The organism is Rathayibacter sp. AY1F9 (assembly GCF_002932155.1).
GTDB lineage: Bacteria > Actinomycetota > Actinomycetes > Actinomycetales > Microbacteriaceae > Rathayibacter.
This window is the reverse complement of record NZ_PSVA01000005.1, coordinates 94596-110231: the sequence shown is the minus strand read 5'-3', so window position 1 is coordinate 110231 and position 15636 is coordinate 94596. Positions and strand designations below refer to the sequence as shown.

Below are 15636 nucleotides of genomic sequence, written 5' to 3'. Positions count from 1 at the left end.
AGCCTGCGACCAGCGAGCCTCTAGGCGCGCGTCGCCTCCGCCGCGTCCGCGATCACCTCGGCCGCGGACGCCGTCCGCTCCCACACCGCGCGCTGCCGCTCGGCGCCCGTGCCCCGCGCCAGGACCCGCTCGACGCCGCACGCCGCGACCTCCTCGTTGCCCGACTCCGCCAGCGCCCGACCCGCGTGGTCGAGCAGGCGCGCCAGTACCGCGGAGGCGGGGGCCGGGCAGCCGTCGACCGGATCGATGAGGTCGCCGGTCGTGCCGTGGCGGCTCGCCAGCCACGAGGAGACGGCGATCACCGGAGTCGGCAGCGGCACGGGCGGAACCCCGGCGCCCGCGTCGCGCACGGCCGTCTCGGCGAGCGCCCGGATCAGGACGGCGATCAGCGCCGAGTCCTCGGCGTGCAGCGGGACGTCGGCGATGCGCACCTCGACGGTCGGGTGCGCACGGGAGAGACGGGCGTCGAAGTAGAGCATGCCCTCGTCCAGCAGCACGCCGCAGGAGGTGAGGGAGGCGACGACGCTCCGGTACTGCTCGACGTCGCCCCAGATGCCGACCGGGCCGGCGGTGGGCCAGCGCCCCCACGACTGGTAGCGCCAGCTGGCGAACCCGGTGTCGACACCGGCGCTCAGCGGGGAGTTGGTGCTCAGGGCGAGGAGGGCGGGCAGCCAGCCGCGCAGCCGGTCGAGGACCGCGATCCCCTCCTCCGGCGACCCGATCCCGACATGGACGTGCAGGCCGCAGGTGAACTGCTCGCGGGCGACGAGGCCGAAGCGCTCGGCCATCCGGTCGTAGCGCTCGTCGGCCGAGAGGTGCGGCTCGAACGCGGCGGGGCTGGTCGCGACCGCGACGGCGCGGGCACCGACCTCGCGGGCGGAGTCGTCGGCCAGGCGGCGGCCCTCGCGCAGTCCGGCCAGCAGCGCGTCGTGCGTGCGGGCGGGCGAGCCGACCGCCTCGATCTGCTCCGCCTTGAGCTCGGCGGCCAGGGCGACCGCCGCGGAGCCGCGGACGGAGCCGAGCAGCAGCGGCGCCGCAGGCGTCGGGAGGAACGTGCCGGCGTCGACGAGGAGGTACTCCTCCTCCACCCCGAAGGTGCGGGCGCTCATCGGAGCGCCTTCCGCCCGAGTCCCCCGCCGCAGCCCACCCGGTCATCCCACCGTGCCGGGCGCCCGCCGGGCAACCGTCCTCGGCCGATGTTCAGCGTCGGGACGCCCGCGACGCCGGTCCGCGGGCGGGCTGTCAAGGCCGGGTGCAGCGGGGCGCGGAGCGGCAGGATCGGAGCACACCCAGAACCGGAGGTCACCGTGCCCGACAGCACTCCCGAGCAGGCCGAGTACGACGTCGCCGTCATCGGTGCAGGACCCGCGGGGACGGCCGCCGCCCTCCGCGCCGCGGAGCTGGGAGCGCGCGTGGTCGTGCTCGAGGCCGCGCGCGTCGGCGGCACCTGCGTCAACACCGGCTGCGTGCCCACCCGCGTCCTGGCGAAGACGGCGCGGATGATGCGCGAGACCCGCTCCGCCGGCGACTACGGTATCGAGATCGGCACTCCCGTCCTCGACTGGGCCGCGACCGTGCGCCACGTGCACGAGCGCGTCGACCTGGTGCGCTCGATCAAGCGCGAGGCGCAGCGGTTCGAGGAGGCGGGGGTCGACCTGATCCACGAGGGCCGCGCCCGCTTCGTCGACGAGAGCACCTTCGTGCTCGACAGCGGGCGGCGGATCCGCGCGCGCTCGATCATGGTCTGCGTCGGCGGGCACTCGCGGCGGCTGCCGATCCCGGGCGCCGAGCTCGCGACCGTGCCGGAGGACGTGCTCGGGCTGACCGAGCTGCCGCGCCGCGTCGCCGTGATCGGCGGCGGCAACACGGGCGCCCAGCTCGTCACCGTCTTCAACGCCTTCGGCTCGGAGGTGACGCTCCTCGACGTCGCCCCGCGGATCCTGATGACCTCCGACTCCAGCATCTCCGAGCACGTCGGCGCCGCTTTCGAGCGCCAGGGCGTCCGCGTCCGCACCGGGATCGAGACGGTGTCGGGCATCGAGCGGCAGGACGACGGCTCGCTCGCGATCGCGTGGCGCGAGGGCGGCGAGGACCGCACGGCCGAGGTCGACGTGGTGATCATGGCCACCGGCTGGCCCGCCGACGTCGAGGACCTCGGACTCGAGAACGCGGGCATCGAGGTCGTCCGCTCGGCGATCCCCGCCGATCAGTACTTCCGCACGGTGGTGCCGCACATCTTCGCGGTCGGCGACGCGAACGGGCGCGACATGCTCGTGCAGGCGGCGCAGTTCGAGGCGGAGGCCGCCGCCGAGAACGCGGTGCTCGGCGCGAACCGGCGCACGCCTCAGTTCCTCCTGCCCGCGGGCGGATTCACGGACCCTGACTACGCGGGCGTCGGCTTCACGCAGGAGCAGGCCCGCGAGCGCGACCCGCAGTGCGTCGTCGCCTCGGTGCCGTTCTCGCACCTGGACCGCGCCGTCATCGACGACCGCGAGAACGGGTTCCTCACGCTGATCGCCGACCGGCGCCGCGAGCTGCTGCTCGGCGCGCACGCGGTCGGCGAGAACGCGATCGAGGTCGTGCAGTCGGTGACCACGGCGATGGCGGCCGGAGTCGACCTCGCGACCCTCGCGAACGTCCGCTTCGCCTACCCCACCTACAGCGCGGTGATCGGGATGGCGGCGCGCGCCCTGCTGGCCGAGCCGGCGCGCCCGACCGAGCTGGACTGACGCGCTACCCGATCCTCGGAGGCGGCGCCAGCCCCGAACCGGCGGCCCGCCGCCTCCGAACAACTGGAGACGGGCACTCCGCCCGCCCCGCCGAGAGGAACCCCTGTGCCGATCCCCGCTGTCGACTACAACCACGTCCGACTCACCGTCCGCGACATCGCCGTCTCGCGCCCCTTCTACGACTCCGTCTTCGGCTTCGACGTCGCCTTCGAGGCGCCGCCGGCCGACGCGTCGCCGGAGGAGAAGGAGCAGCTGGCGTTCGTGTTCGGCGGCGTGATCTACCAGTTCCCGGGCGGACTGCTCGGCCTGCGCCCCGTCGCGCCCGGCGACGACCGCTTCGACGAGGACCGGGTCGGGCTCGACCACGTCAGCTTCACCGTCCCCGACCTCGACGCGCTGAAGGCGGCCGCGGCCGTGCTCGACGACCTCGGCATCGCCCACGAGCCGATCAAGGACGCCGGCGGCATGAGCCTCCTCGAGTTCCGCGACCCCGACAACATCGCGCTCGAGATCACGTCCCCGAGCTGATCGGAGCAGCGCGCGCACGATCGGGCGGGTCTCACCCGGCCTCCACGCTGATCGAGTAGCGCGCGTATCGAGATCCCCCACGCTCGAAGGGGCGGGTCTCGATCCGCCGTTGCGCCGCTACTCGACCAGCAAGGGTCCCCGCCGTGCTGATCGAGTAGCGCGCTCAGCGCGCGTCTCGGGATCCCCGCGAACCCACGGAGCGCGGACTACGGACGGCGCCGACGGTACGGAGTCGTCGTCGACACCCGCACGAGGCCTGCGCGCTCGAGGATGGGCCGCGAGTACTCGGTCGAGTCGCTGTGCACGAGGGTCTTCCCGAGGGCTCGAGCGGAGGCGGCGCGGGCGGCCGTGACCAGGCCGTAGAGCCCGCGTCCGCGGTACTCCGGCAGCGTCGCTCCGCCCCAGATGCCGGCGAAGGCGGTGCCCGGGACGGGCTCGAGCCGGCCGCCGGACGCCATGCGCCCGTCGACCTCGGCGACCCACAGCTCCATGCCGTCGCCGCGCGCCAGGCGGGCGACGAGCGAATCGGCGATCGACACGTCGACCTCCTCCTCGAAGGCGGCGTCGATCATGGCGCTGAACGCGCGGACGTCCGGCTCGTCGACGACCCGCCGCAGCACGACCCCCTCCGGGACCGGCCGGTCCGAGAGCAGCGCCTCGACCGGGCCGATCATGATCGATTCGGCCTCGTCCGGCGCGAAACCGTTCGCGACGAGCGCGTCGTGCAGGCCGGGGGCCTCGTCGTGGCCGCGGGTCTTCCACTCGACGCGGGTGATGCCGGGATCGGCGTCGAAGTGCGCGCAGGCCGCGGCGACCAGGCGGGCGATCTCCGCGGAGGAGGCGCCGGCGAGGTCGCGGTAGGTGACGAAGCCGCGTCCGCCGGCGAAGGTCACCAGACGCAGAGGCCCCTCGCGCGTCACGGAGACGGCGCTCGGGGTCTCGGCGTCGGAGCGGAGCTGGTCGTCGTAGGCGCGGAGGTAGTCGGAGCTCATCGCCCCGACGCTACCCCCGGACCCGGGCGATCAGGTCCTGGATGAAGGGGATGACGTCCTTCGCCTGGTCGACGCTGGCGAACCCGGTCGCGACGAGCGGCCAGATCGAGCCGATGAGCGTCGCGATGACGGCGGCCACTGCGGCGACCCAGGCGAGGGCCGCGTTGCGGGAGAGGAACGCGACGGCGAGGCAGGCCAGGCCGACCGCGTAGCTGAGGACGATCGAGAGGACGATCGCGCCGACCGGGACGTCGAGCGCCCCGGCCGTGGTGCCGTCGGCCGCGCCGATCAGCCCGAGGACGGGCAGCAGCACGGCGACGACGACCACGAACGAGAGCACGACGCCCGTGCCGAGCGCGATCCAGGCCGCGCGCGGCTTGCGTCGCGCGCCGTACGAGCGGGTGCGCACGGGACTACTCCCGACCGGCGGCGGACGACGCGCGGTCGTCCTCGGAGCGGTGGGCGTCGTCGGACGCGGCGTCGCGATCGGCCGCGGCCTCGTCGCGCTCGACGTGCTCGGACTCCTCCGCAGGAGCGACCTCGACGGTCGCGGTGCGGGGGTCGCCGTCGTCGTCGACCGGCTCGACCTGGACGCGGACCACGAACTCCGCGGTCTCGACGACGGCCGGGGCCGCGTGCGTCTCGACGCGGGGGTCGTCCTCGTCGCGCTCGGCGGCGCGCTCGTCGTCGGCCGTCTTCTGGGCGGCTGCGCGCTCGTCGCGCTCGTCGGCCGCGCGGTCCATCGCGTCAGCGGCGTCGTCGGCGGCGTCCGCCAGACGTCCGCGGGCGGAGTCGACGGCACCGGAGACGGCGTCGCGGGCGTTCCCGGCGGCCTCCACGGCGGAGGTGCGGGCGTCGGACGCGGCACGCTTGGCGGTGTCGACGAGCGGCTCCTCGTCCTCCTCCGGCTTCTCGATCGGGTCGAACGGGCCGTGGACGTCGGTCGCCTCGACGTTGACGACGACGTGGCCGCCGGCGACCGGCTCCGCCACGCGTTGCACCTGATCGCGCACGGCGTCCAGGACCTCGCGGACGGGGTGGGGGTACTCGACGACGAGGTCGATGTCGACGGTGGTGACGCCGTCGGCCTTCGAGACCGTGACTCCGGGGACGGTGCTGGTGCCCAGCACGCGGCGGGAGGCGCGGTCGAGGCCACGGGCGACGGCTCCGCCGAGGTGGTGGACGCCGGACACGCGCTGGGCGCTCTCGCCGGCGACGGTCGCGACCCGGCTCTCGGTCGACTCGGGCTCGGACGGCTTCCCGTCGCGGCGGGCGGACTCGCGTCGGCTCTGCTCGTTCGGGGTCGGCTGCTCATCGGTGCGGATGCGCTCGACGGTGCCGGGCTCCATCGGATCGGACATGGGGTGCTCCTTCAGAAAGACTTCCATCCCGCCTGAGCGGGGCTCTCCGGCCCTCCCGATCGGGAGGGCCGGACGGTGGTGCCGGCGGCTACTGCACGCGGGCGGTGCCGCTCATCTTCGTCCGCAGACCGCTGACGATCTGGATGACGACGGGCGTCTCCTCGCCGAGGAGGGCGTCCCACTGGCGGACGGCCTGGTCGACCGTCTGCCGGGTGCGGGCGGGCGAGGCGCCGCGGCGGGTGTGCGCGGTGACGCGCAGCACCTTCTGGTGCTTGATCTCGAACGCGGTCACGTCGACCGCGACGATGGACGGCTCCTGCGACAGGGCCTCCTCGAGGACCTGCTCGGCGACCTTCGCGTCGATGGTGACGGAGCCGCCCGTGGGCGTCCCCGCTCCCTCTCCCGAGCCGACGCGCAGCAGCGTGGAGGTGCGGCCGCGGCCCTGGCGCACGATGAAGCGCACCAGCAGCAGGATGAGGACGAGCGCGACGACCGCGATGACCCAGAGGATCCACGGGGTGCCGCCCGAGAGGGCCTGGCTCGTGGGGTCGGCCGCGTCCTGCGCGGCGGTGGACACGTTCTCCTGGACCTGCGGGAGCAGCGACCCCACCGCGACGGCGCCGCCGGCGAGGAGGAGGACGAGGCCCACCACGAACAGGAGCAGCCGGTTGAGGAATCGGTTCGTGGTGGTCATCAGCGGACCGTTCCCTTCTCGGACAGGCGCACCTTGGAGCGCAGGCGCGGGGTGCAGTCGAACGTGGCGAGCTCGGCGTCGACGGCCTCGCGGATCGGCGTGGCGTCGACGCTGCGGCCGGAGGTGCGGGAGACCGTCACGTCGACGACGCGGGATCCGACCGACACCGACACGTTGTCCGGGTCGACGTCACCGGCGTAGCCGGCGGTGCGGGCGACGGCCTGCGCGATGACGCGGTCGTCGACGATGGCCGCGGTGCGGTCGGTGCTGACGGCGCGACGGCCGCGACGGCCGGGCTTGAGCGACACGACGATCAGGACGAGCCCGATCAGCGCGAGCACGGCGCCGGCGGCGGCGGTCAGCGCGATGGGCGCCGCGGCCGCGTTGAGCAGCGAGGACGCTCCGTCCTGCGGGGCCACGAGCAGCGCGGGCTGGCCGAGGACGGCGAGGACCGCCTCCGTGCCCAGCCACGCGAACAGGAGGATGAGCAGGACGGCGAGGACGATCGCCGATCCGGAGCGGGACGAGTGCGTCTCGCGCCGCACCAGGCGCGGGTAGAGCGCCCGGCCGGCAGTGGTGGGAGTCGTCACGACACCCTCCTTCGTTCTCGGAGGTCGGCACCGGTGATCCGGAGGTCGACCCGGCCGATCGTGGAGCCCGTCAGTTCGAGGCAGCGCGAGCGGATGGTCGTCTGCGCCCGGCTGAGTCGGTCCAGCAGCGTCCCGGAGGAGCGGCGGCCCGTCTCGCCCAGGGGCGTGACGTGGATGGGGGCGTGCGCGACGACGTGGAGGCGTCCTCCCTCGTCGTCGAGCTCGACGGACACATCGGACGAGTTCACGTCCAGCGCCTCCGCGGTGACGGCCGACACGACTCGGCGCACGGCGCGCGAGCTGATCGTCGTGCGGCCGTGGCTGGCCTCGTCGGCCATCACCGCCGCGGTCACGAGGACCGCCGCCCGCGGAGGGTGTCGCCGAGGGAGCGCAGGTCGAGCTTGCCCTCGACGACCCGCCCGACGCCGTAGCCGATCGCCATGGCGAGCGCGACCCAGAGGAGCGCCCAGAAGCCGAAGACGAGAGCGGTCAGCGCGAGGACCGCGCCGAGGACCAGGCCGATGTGGGACGGAGTCACTTGACGCGGCTCTCGGTCTCGTCGTCCTTGTCGTCCGAGGGGATGAAGACGTCGGAGATGGTGACGTTGACCTCGGCGACCTCCATGCCGACGACCGAGGAGATGGCCTCGGAGACGGCGGAGCGGATGCTGTCGGCGAGCTTCTGCAGCGCGACGGGGTACTCGGCGACGACGGTGATGTCGGCGGCGACCTGCTTCTCGCCGACCTCGACGGAGATGCCCTGGCCGCGGTCCTGCGCGTTGATCGCGTTGCGGATGGCGCCGATGGCGCGGGCGGCGCCGTTGCCCAGGTCGTGCACGCCGGGGACCTCGCGGGCCGCGATGCCGGCGACCTTCTCGACGACGCCGTCGGCGATCGTGTTCTTGCCGGCCGAGGTGGCGGTGCCGTGCTTGGCCGAGGAGGCGTTGGCGAGGCTGGTGGGGGTGACGTTGGTCATGATCTTCTCCAGATGGTCAGAGGTCGTGGCCGGGGCCGCGGTGCTCACGATCTGTGGCACATGATGAAGACGTGGCCCGGGGCTCGGACGTCCCGGTGGCTCAGCCAAGGTGCAGGGAACGTCGAGCGGAGATGCGTTTCGCGGCCACCGGCGTCCACAGGCTCCTTCGGCGCACTCGCTGAGCGGCCAGCGGAGTGCACAGCCGCGTCAGGCCGCGGTCGCCGTCCCCGCCGGGAGCCGGCGGTCGCGCCGACGGGTGAGGGCGCGGCGCCAGGCGGGGCTCCACCGCTCCTCGGCGACCGCGTTGACGCCCCACGACAGCAGGAGGACGACGACGAAGGCGACGAGTCCGGCTCCGTCGCGGCCGATCAGCGGCCAGAGCGCGCTGACGATCGCGCTGCCCACGACCAGATGGAGGATGTAGAGCGAGTAGCTGATCCGCCCGAGCCAGAGCAGCGGCGCCCATCTCAGCACGGCGGTCCGGCGCCGCATCGCGACGACCGTGACGGCCGCGCAGACGCCGAGGACGACCGCTCCGTCCGGCCCGCCGTGGAGGAGCTGGGCGTTCAGGGCCGCGATCAGAGCCGCCGGCACGGCGAGGAGCTCGAAGCGCCCCTGGCGTCGCGAGAGGAACAGCAGCATCCCGACGCAGAAGAGCGGTCCGTACTCGGCCAGCGTCAGGTTCGCCAGGACCCGGACGGCGACCGGCGCCGAGACGACGTCGACGCCTCCCGAGGCGAGGTGAGCGGCGACGGAGGCGGTCACGGCGACGCCGAGCCAGACGACCACCAGCACGCGGACCAGCCGATCCGTGAACCGGCACTTCGTGAGGACGAGCACGAGCAGCACCAGCAGGTAGAACTGCATCTCGACGGCCAGCGTCCAGAACGCGCCGTTCACATTGGGTACCAGCAGCAACCGCTGCACCATCGTGAAGTTGAGCAGCAGCTCCAGCGGCGTGAGGTCGGTGCCGGGGACGCGGGCGAGAGCGCCGACGACGATCGAGACGACCACCGCGATCCAGTAGGCCGGGTAGAGGCGGCTGACGCGGGAGATCGCGAAGTCCGACGGCCGCCGCGCGCGGTCCGCGGACATCAGGATCACGAAACCGCTGATGACGAAGAAGAGCTGGACGCCGAACTCGCCGAACGGGAGCGCGACGGATCCCGGCGGTGCATCGGGATGATCGAGCGAGAACGCGGTGGTGAAGTGGTAGACGACCACGCCGAGGGCGGCGAGGCCGCGCAGACCGTCGAGCTCGACGAAGCGTGACGCCACGGCTCCCCCGCTCCGGAGCCCCCGCCCCTCGCTCGAGTGTTCCAGAGCGCTCCGGTCGCCCGCGCGTCGGCCGTCCGTCGTTCCGCGCCGCGCCCGGCACCCGCCTCGACCCGCATCCCGGCGGCGGAGGCGCGGGGAGGGCGGCGCTCAGCTCTCGGGACGGATGCGGAGCGCGCGGGCGAGGGCATGCCGACCTGACCGAGCGGTTCGTCGCGGATGCGATCGCGTCGGCCTCGCGCATGACCGAGCGCGGGCTCCTCCCCGCGGAGGAGCAGCGCGTCAGGCCTCGTGCAGGTGGCGGTCGAGCGTCATCCAGTTCTCCCGGCTGAGGCGGGCGGCGCCGTCCGTGTCGCCCGCACGGAGGGACTCCACGATCGCGCGGTGCTGCTCCACGGATCCGCGGGCCGCGAGGGAGGCGAAGCGCTGGCGCTCGGCACGGCGGATGAGCGGAGTGGCCTGCTCGAGCACGTCCCCGATCATCCCGTTGCCGCTGAGCCCGGTGAGCACCGCGTGGAACGCGTCGTCGGAGCGCAGCGCCAGCTCGACGTCGCCCTCCGCCAGCGCCCGCGCGAAGTCGTCGTTCGCCGACTCCATCGCGGCGAGCGCCTCCGGAGTGACGGCCGGGCCGGCGAGGCGCGTGGCGAGCTCGTGCATGGCGGCGGCGATCTGCTGGGCGTCGCTGATGCTCTCGGCCGTGGCGGGGGTCACGATCGTCGCCCGGCCGGGCTTGGCCGAGACGAGGCCGACGCGGGCCAGCCGGAGCAGCGCCTCCCGGATCGGCGTCCGGCTGACCCCGAGCCAGGCCTCGAGCTCCTGGTCGCGGAGGCGCCCCCCAGTAGGCGCGCGAACCTGATGCCCCCACCGGCGCCGGAGAAGCCTCGCGCTCCTCGATGAGCGAGAGGACATAAGCTCGCACACGTGGCAGCCGGCGCAGTGATGTACAACTTCGCGATACAGCTGGCTGATGTGGACCGCGGCGTCTACGAGGACCTCACGTTGCGAGCCGCTCGGCACCCCTCCGAGACCGACGCGTACATGATGACGCGCGTGCTCGCGTACTGCCTCGAATACGTGGAGGGCATCACCTTCAGCGAGGGGATCTCGTCGACGGCGACCGAGCCGGCGGTGCTGGTCCGCGATCTCACCGGCAGGCTGACCACGTGGATCGAGGTGGGCGCGCCGGACGCCGAGCGACTGCACTTCGGGAGCAAGCTGGCCGACCGCACGACGGTCTACACGCATCGCAACCCGGAGAAGGTGATCGCGGCGTGGTCCGGCAAGCGCGTCCACCAGCTCGAGCAGATCACCGTGCAGAGCTTCGACCAGGGGTTCCTGGATGCCGCGGTCGCGGTACTCGAGCGCCGCAACACGCTGACCGTGTCGGTCGTCGAGGGGCAGCTGTATCTCGAATTCAACGGCGTGACGTCGAGCAGCGACATCCACGTGCATCAGCCGGGCTGAGCCGGCGCCGAGTGTCACGAGGTCCGTGTCCTGAAGACCGGTCGGAGGACACGATGGAGCATCCTCCGAAACGGTCCCTCGGGACACACCCGGAGACGACGAAGGCCCGGCACCGTCCTGAGACGGTCCGGGCCCTCGGGCACGCAGGGGCTGCGCGTCAGCGGCGCAGCGTGTGGCTCGGCTTCTCGTCGAAGCGCACCTGGTACGCGCTCGCGAAGCGGCCGAGGTTGCCGAAGCCCCACTCGCGGGCGACCGCGGCGACGGTGGTCGAGCAGGGGTCGCCGGCGACCAGGTCGGAGTGGGCGCGGTCCAGCCGCACGTCTCGCAGGTAGACCGACGGCGACACTCCGAGGTGCCGCTTCGTCGCCTGCTGCAGCGTGCGGGTGTGCAGACCGGCCGCGCGGGCGGCGTCGGCCGGAGTGATCGGCTCGTGGGCGTGGTGCTGGAGGAAGTCGAGCGCGACACGGGTGCGGGAGGCGGACGGGCGCCGCAGCACGGCCGGCACGTCCCACGCGCGCCACGGGAACAGCAGGAGCAGCACGCGGGCGAGGTCGAGCTCGGCGGTGAAGCGCACGAGCGGAGTGATCGCAGCCGTCGCGAGCGCGGCGCTCGCCTCCGTCACCGCGGCGCGCCAGCGGGCGAGGACGCCGGGGTCGGCGTCCGCCCCGTGGTCGAAGGAGACGGGCTGGCGGGGGCCGGCGTGCGTCTCGGTCGCGACGTCCTCGAGGAACCCGGGGGCGAAGTGGATGAGGTTCTGCCGGTGCGGCTCGAACTCGAGCCCGAACTGGCGCTCCGCGGGGAACAGGAACGGGGCCGAGAGCGCGCCGGTCCGGGTGAACGGCGGCAGGTTCAGGCGTCCGCCGCCGGCGCGGAACCACCCGACGACGTACTCCTTCAGGTGGGGGACCTGGCCGGTGAGGGCGCCCGAGCAGTCGGAGGTGCGCAGGGTCACCCGGTCGCTGCCGCGGACGGCGTAGCGGTAGGAGAAGCCGCGCTGCGACGGAGCGACGCGGAACTCGCCTCCGCCGTACGCCTCGGAGTAGACGGCGGACGCGGCGGACGGATCGTCGCCGGAGGCTTCGTAGCGCCGGTCGGCCCGCTCGTCGCCCGCGAACGGGCTGCCGAGGGTGAAGGTCGACTCGCTCATGACGTCCGCCCGGGGCGGCGGCGGAGGGAGCAGTGCATGGGGGACTTCTTCCGGGTTCGGGGTCCGTGCGCTCCGGGGGACGCACGAGGGGTACGGAATCAAGACGTGTCGAGGAGCCGGAATGTCACGAATCCCGTCTCGAGACGTCCCCCATCGGCGGCACTCGCAATCCGGCCAGCGGATTCGCCGGCCCGTTGTCAAGGCTGGTAGTCATGCCGGACGGCGCCCCACACTGAGGGCACCGGCGCGCGGGGACACCGCGCGCGGGACCGCGGAGGAGGCGCTCATCGACGACGACCCCCTCCTGAACGCGTCCGACGCGACCCTCGCCGCGCGCGCCGTCGACGGCGACGTGCAGGCGTTCGAGCAGCTCGCCCGCCGCCACGGCGCCCTCATGCGCGTCTACGCCGCGAAGCTCCTCGGCTCCGAGGCGGAGTCCGAGGACGTGGTGCAGGAGGCGTTCCTCACCGGCTGGCGGCGTCTGGCCGATCTCGACAGCCCGGCGCACATCCGCAACTGGCTGATGCGCATCGTCACCCACAAGGCGATCGATCGGATCCGCGTCCGCCGCCGCCACGACGACATCGACGACTGGGATCCGCCCGCGCCGCCCGAGCACTCCCCCGAGCGCATCGTCGAGGCACGACTCCAGCTGGACGCGGTCTGGGAAGCGCTGGACCGATTGCCTGCTGATCAGCGACGCTGTTGGCTACTCCGCGAGACCGCCGGCTACAGCTACCAGGAGATCGCCGACGCTCTCGAACTCCCCGTCTCGACGGTCCGCGGCCTCCTCGCCCGGGCCCGTCGATTCCTGCTCCACGAATTGGAGGCATGGCGATGACCGACGACGCCGCCGTGCCCGAGGACGACCTCGACGGCCACACGCTCGAGGAGCTGGGCGAGTACCTCGACCGCGGCCGCGAGCCGCGCGACCCCTCGATCGAGAACTCCGCCGCGTGCCGGCTCGCACTCGCGAACCTCACCCGCCTCACCGAGCTCTCGGCGCGGGCGCTGCGGCAGGAGGCCGACCGCGAGCCCGACCGCGACGAGGTCTGGATCGCCGGCCTGCTCGACGCGATCCGCTCCGAGGTGCGCTCCGGCCGCGACATCCCCGTCCGCCACCCCGACCCGACCCTCCGCCTGGCGCTCACCGAGGCGGCCGTGCGCGGGATGATCCGCCGCGCCGGCGACACGATGGGCGGCGTCATCATGGGCCGCTGCACCCTCGACGGCGACGTCTCGGCTCCCGGCGCGGTGGTGCGGATCGACGTGACCTGCGCCCTCGAGTTCGGCCTGCCGGTCGCCGTGGCCGCCGACCGCCTGCGCGAGCGCATCCGCTACGCCCTGGAGCGCCACACCGAGCTGACCGTCGGCGCGATCGACGTGACCGTCGACGACGTGTACCCCCACCGGGAGGAGCGGGAATGACCGACGACACCGAGCTCTCGCAGCGGCTGACCGCCGAGATCCGCGACATCGAGGGAGTCGCGGGGGTCTACCCCGCCCAGCCGATCGTCGAGGCCGCGGCCGACGCGCTCGCCGTGAAGCTGGACCTGCGGCAGCCCGACGTGCTGGTCGACATCGACCGGTCGGAGGGGTTCACCACGGTGAGCGCGCACATCGCCGCGTCCGCCGCACTGCCGGCCCCCGAGACGCTCCGCCTGGTGGGCGAGCGGATGCACGCACTGCTCGCCGCCGACCCGTCGGTCTCGGGGCCGCTCGCCGTGAACGTGAAGGTCCGCCTCATCGAGGACTCGGGGCGCGCCGAGCACTGAGCGGGGCCGCCGCCGTCCCCTCCCGCGGGAAGCCGCTCGGGTACGCCTCGTGCGGCGTGCCGAGTACCGAGGTGGCGTCCCGCGGAAGGGATCAGGGGCAGCCCGACCGGGTCAGCAGGAGACGAGGCGGTCGAAGCGGGACGCGACTCCCGAGCTGTCGCTGAACTTGCGGTTGATGACGCTCATCGTGTTGCAGCCGCTGTCCGGGCCGTTCCTCCAGATGACCTTGACGTTGCTCGCCTGGTCGCAGTGCCACCACACCGTGACCTGCGCGCGACCCAGGGAGTCGCACTGCGAGCGGACCTCGTAGCAGTTGCCCGGGCCGCCGTTCCGGTAGACGAGCTGCCCGGCGGAGGCGGGGGTCGCGACGGCGACGGCCCCTCCGAGGGCGAGGGCGATCGCGGCGAGCGTGGCCGTGAGACGACGGTGCATGGTGTTCTCCTTCGAACGGGCGATCGGAGGCGACGGCGGCCGCCCCTCTGCAGCACCCTGGACCCGGCCCCGCCGAGCCCGGTCGTGAGCTTTCGTCCCGGAGATCACCCCGCCTGGGGGGTGGGGGGAGAGCGAGTACTCCTCACTAGCGTCGAGGCGCGTGCAGCTGCGCGCCCCTTCGACGCAGAGGACTCGCCATGCCTTCACGACTCCTCGACCGGCCGCGACTCGCCCTCGCCCTCGCGGCCCTGTGCCTCGGAGTGCTCGCGGCGACACCCCCGCAGGCGGTCGCGGCCCTCGCACCGGCGTCCGCGCCTCCGACCGCCTCGTCCGCCGGCCAGGCCGTCACGGCGGCGCCCGCCGACGCCCCGGGCTGGACCACGCTCCTGCGCGACGACTTCACCGGGCCGGCGGGCGCGCCGGTCGGGAGCCAGTGGGAGCACGAGGTCGGCACCTGGGGCACCGGGGCGGTCGACCGGACGACCGCGTCGACGGCGAACGTCTTCCTCACGGGCGGCGGCGCTCTGGGCATCCGCGCCCTCCGCGACTCCGCCGGAGCATGGACCTCCGGACGGATCGTCACCGCCGACAAGTCGTTCTCGGCGCCGGCGGGCGGCCGACTGCTGATGACCGCCTCGATCCAGCTGCCGGACGTCGCGCAGGCCACCGGGTACTGGCCCGCCTTCTGGGCTCTCGGGCGGGACGCGAACGCCGTCATCGACTGGCCCGCGACCGGCGAGTTCGACATGCTCGAGGCCGTCAACGGCACCGCCCAGGTGATCCAGACGCTGCACTGCGGAGTACCGGACGGCGGCCCCTGCGACGAGCCCGCCGGCCGGACGAGCGGGATGCTGGACTGCGCGTCCTGCGTGACGGGGTTCCACCGCTACTCCGCCCTGCTCGACCGGACCGTGCCCGGCGACGAGCGCGTGGAGTTCCTCGTCGACGGCGTCACCCGGCACGTGGTGCGGGAGTCGGAGGTGGGGACGGCCGCGTGGCAGGCCGCGGTCCCGAACGACGTGCTGCTGATCCTGAACCTCGCCATCGGGGGCGGGCTGCCGAACGGCGTGTGCGGGTGCGACAGTGCAGCCGCTCCGAAGAGCTCCGGCGGGACGATGCTCGTCGACCACGTCGCGGTCTACCGGTCCGACGCGGCGCCGGCTCCGGTCGTCGTCGGGACCGCCGCGGTGGGCGCGACCCTGTCCTCCTCCGCCGGCCGGACGGGACCGCTCGTGCATCGCTGGGCGGCGGGAGGCGTCGACATCGCGGGAGTGACGGGTCCGGATCTCGTGGTCCCCTCCTCCGCGGTCGGCAAGCGGGTGACGGTGACGGTGAGCGCCGCCGACGGCTCCGGCCCGACGACCTCGCAGCCGACCGCACCGGTCGCCGCCGGCACCCTCGGCGCCGCGACGCCGACCGTCACGGGCACGGCCCGGGTCGGAGCGGTGCTCACGGCAGCCCCGGGTCCGTGGACGCCGACTCCCGTCAACCTCACCTACCGGTGGAAGGCGGACGGCGCGGCCATCGCGGGAGCGACGTCGCCGCGGTTCACGCTCACGAAGGCTCAGGCGGGGAAGCGGATCACGCTGACCGTCACCGGGACGAAGACCGGCTACTCCACCGCGAGCCGGACCTCCGCGGCGACGGCGGTCGTGGGACGGTGACGGGCGCGGG

20 protein-coding genes and 1 pseudogene are annotated in these 15636 nt (G+C 73.7%); 7 read left to right on the top strand and 14 right to left on the bottom strand.

What is annotated here, in order from left to right; all coding sequences use genetic code 11:
• Positions 1–20 precede the first annotated feature (20 nt).
• On the bottom strand, positions 21–1109 hold the full coding sequence (locus C5C37_RS05445) for a glutamate--cysteine ligase (protein ID WP_104338591.1): 1089 nt from the start codon (positions 1107–1109) through the stop codon (positions 21–23).
• A 198-nt stretch (positions 1110–1307) separates the two neighbouring features.
• Between C5C37_RS05445 and C5C37_RS05440 the strand changes: the two genes are divergently transcribed.
• Both C5C37_RS05440 and C5C37_RS05435 read left to right on the top strand, forming a co-directional pair.
• A complete protein-coding gene (locus tag C5C37_RS05440) occupies positions 1308–2729 on the top strand; it encodes an NAD(P)/FAD-dependent oxidoreductase (RefSeq protein ID WP_258074047.1) in 1422 nt (473 codons plus the stop codon).
• Between the two features lie 105 nt (positions 2730–2834).
• Positions 2835–3257, top strand: a complete 423-nt coding sequence (locus C5C37_RS05435) for a VOC family protein (protein ID WP_104223996.1) — start codon at positions 2835–2837, stop codon at positions 3255–3257.
• 206 nt (positions 3258–3463) lie between these two features.
• Here C5C37_RS05435 and C5C37_RS05430 read toward each other — a convergent pair whose 3' ends face one another.
• The 11 genes and pseudogenes from C5C37_RS05430 to C5C37_RS18050 all read right to left on the bottom strand — a co-directional run.
• Positions 3464–4249 (bottom strand): GNAT family N-acetyltransferase, encoded by a 786-nt coding sequence (locus C5C37_RS05430; protein WP_104257483.1) that lies wholly within the window; start codon positions 4247–4249, stop codon positions 3464–3466.
• Between the two features lie 10 nt (positions 4250–4259).
• Entirely contained in the window at positions 4260–4658 is a 399-nt protein-coding gene (locus tag C5C37_RS05425; protein ID WP_104223994.1) for a hypothetical protein, read from the bottom strand.
• A gap of 4 nt (positions 4659–4662) precedes the next feature.
• Complete coding sequence (locus C5C37_RS05420; RefSeq protein WP_258074045.1) at positions 4663–5610, bottom strand: Asp23/Gls24 family envelope stress response protein; 948 nt, start codon at positions 5608–5610, stop codon at positions 4663–4665.
• Positions 5611–5698: 88 nt separating this feature from the next.
• Positions 5699–6304, bottom strand: a complete 606-nt coding sequence (locus C5C37_RS05415) for a hypothetical protein (RefSeq protein WP_104238125.1) — start codon at positions 6302–6304, stop codon at positions 5699–5701.
• Positions 6304–6894, bottom strand: coding sequence for a DUF6286 domain-containing protein (locus C5C37_RS05410; RefSeq protein WP_104338589.1), 591 nt, complete (start codon positions 6892–6894; stop codon positions 6304–6306). Before C5C37_RS05410 ends, C5C37_RS05415 begins: the two co-directional genes overlap by 1 nt.
• Entirely contained in the window at positions 6891–7247 is a 357-nt protein-coding gene (locus tag C5C37_RS05405) for a hypothetical protein (protein ID WP_244230558.1), read from the bottom strand. Before C5C37_RS05405 ends, C5C37_RS05410 begins: the two co-directional genes overlap by 4 nt.
• The gene (locus C5C37_RS05400) at positions 7244–7432 is read right to left on the bottom strand and encodes a DUF2273 domain-containing protein (protein WP_104223990.1); all 189 of its coding nucleotides are present in this window, start codon (positions 7430–7432) and stop codon (positions 7244–7246) included. The genes C5C37_RS05405 and C5C37_RS05400 overlap by 4 nt, the downstream gene beginning before the upstream one ends.
• The gene (locus C5C37_RS05395; protein WP_104223989.1) at positions 7429–7869 is read right to left on the bottom strand and encodes an Asp23/Gls24 family envelope stress response protein; all 441 of its coding nucleotides are present in this window, start codon (positions 7867–7869) and stop codon (positions 7429–7431) included. Before C5C37_RS05395 ends, C5C37_RS05400 begins: the two co-directional genes overlap by 4 nt.
• A 207-nt stretch (positions 7870–8076) precedes the next feature.
• Positions 8077–9147: an acyltransferase gene (locus C5C37_RS05390; RefSeq protein ID WP_181127377.1), complete on the bottom strand. Its 1071-nt coding sequence runs from the start codon at positions 9145–9147 to the stop codon at positions 8077–8079.
• Positions 9148–9426: 279 nt separating this feature from the next.
• Entirely contained in the window at positions 9427–9855 is a 429-nt protein-coding gene (locus C5C37_RS05385) for a GntR family transcriptional regulator (RefSeq protein WP_258074043.1), read from the bottom strand.
• 9 nt (positions 9856–9864) lie between these two features.
• Positions 9865–10053: pseudogene (locus C5C37_RS18050) on the bottom strand (GntR family transcriptional regulator); the annotation flags it as partial.
• Positions 10054–10065: 12 nt separating this feature from the next.
• Between C5C37_RS18050 and C5C37_RS05380 the strand changes: the two are divergent.
• Positions 10066–10608: a YaeQ family protein gene (locus C5C37_RS05380; RefSeq protein ID WP_104338586.1), complete on the top strand. Its 543-nt coding sequence runs from the start codon at positions 10066–10068 to the stop codon at positions 10606–10608.
• A gap of 157 nt (positions 10609–10765) precedes the next feature.
• Here the strand turns inward: C5C37_RS05380 and C5C37_RS05375 are convergent, their stop codons facing one another.
• Complete coding sequence (locus C5C37_RS05375) at positions 10766–11755, bottom strand: helix-turn-helix transcriptional regulator (RefSeq protein ID WP_104247226.1); 990 nt, start codon at positions 11753–11755, stop codon at positions 10766–10768.
• Between the two features lie 352 nt (positions 11756–12107).
• Here C5C37_RS05375 and C5C37_RS05370 point away from each other — a divergent pair, with 352 nt between their 5' ends.
• The 3 genes from C5C37_RS05370 to C5C37_RS05360 are packed head-to-tail and all read left to right on the top strand — an operon-like array spanning position 12108 to position 13530.
• The gene (locus C5C37_RS05370) at positions 12108–12596 is read left to right on the top strand and encodes an RNA polymerase sigma factor (RefSeq protein WP_244248147.1); all 489 of its coding nucleotides are present in this window, start codon (positions 12108–12110) and stop codon (positions 12594–12596) included.
• A complete protein-coding gene (locus tag C5C37_RS05365) occupies positions 12593–13183 on the top strand; it encodes an Asp23/Gls24 family envelope stress response protein (protein ID WP_146076902.1) in 591 nt (196 codons plus the stop codon). The genes C5C37_RS05370 and C5C37_RS05365 overlap by 4 nt, the downstream gene beginning before the upstream one ends.
• Positions 13180–13530, top strand: a complete 351-nt coding sequence (locus tag C5C37_RS05360) for a hypothetical protein (protein ID WP_104223972.1) — start codon at positions 13180–13182, stop codon at positions 13528–13530. Before C5C37_RS05365 ends, C5C37_RS05360 begins: the two co-directional genes overlap by 4 nt.
• A 111-nt stretch (positions 13531–13641) precedes the next feature.
• On the opposite strand, the gene C5C37_RS05355 is transcribed toward C5C37_RS05360, so the two are convergent.
• Positions 13642–13962, bottom strand: a complete 321-nt coding sequence (locus tag C5C37_RS05355; protein ID WP_104338585.1) for a hypothetical protein — start codon at positions 13960–13962, stop codon at positions 13642–13644.
• A 197-nt stretch (positions 13963–14159) separates the two neighbouring features.
• On the opposite strand from C5C37_RS05355, the gene C5C37_RS05350 reads away from it, so the two are divergent.
• Positions 14160–15626: a family 16 glycosylhydrolase gene (locus tag C5C37_RS05350; RefSeq protein ID WP_104338584.1), complete on the top strand. Its 1467-nt coding sequence runs from the start codon at positions 14160–14162 to the stop codon at positions 15624–15626.
• The last annotated feature ends 10 nt before the right edge of the window (positions 15627–15636 follow it).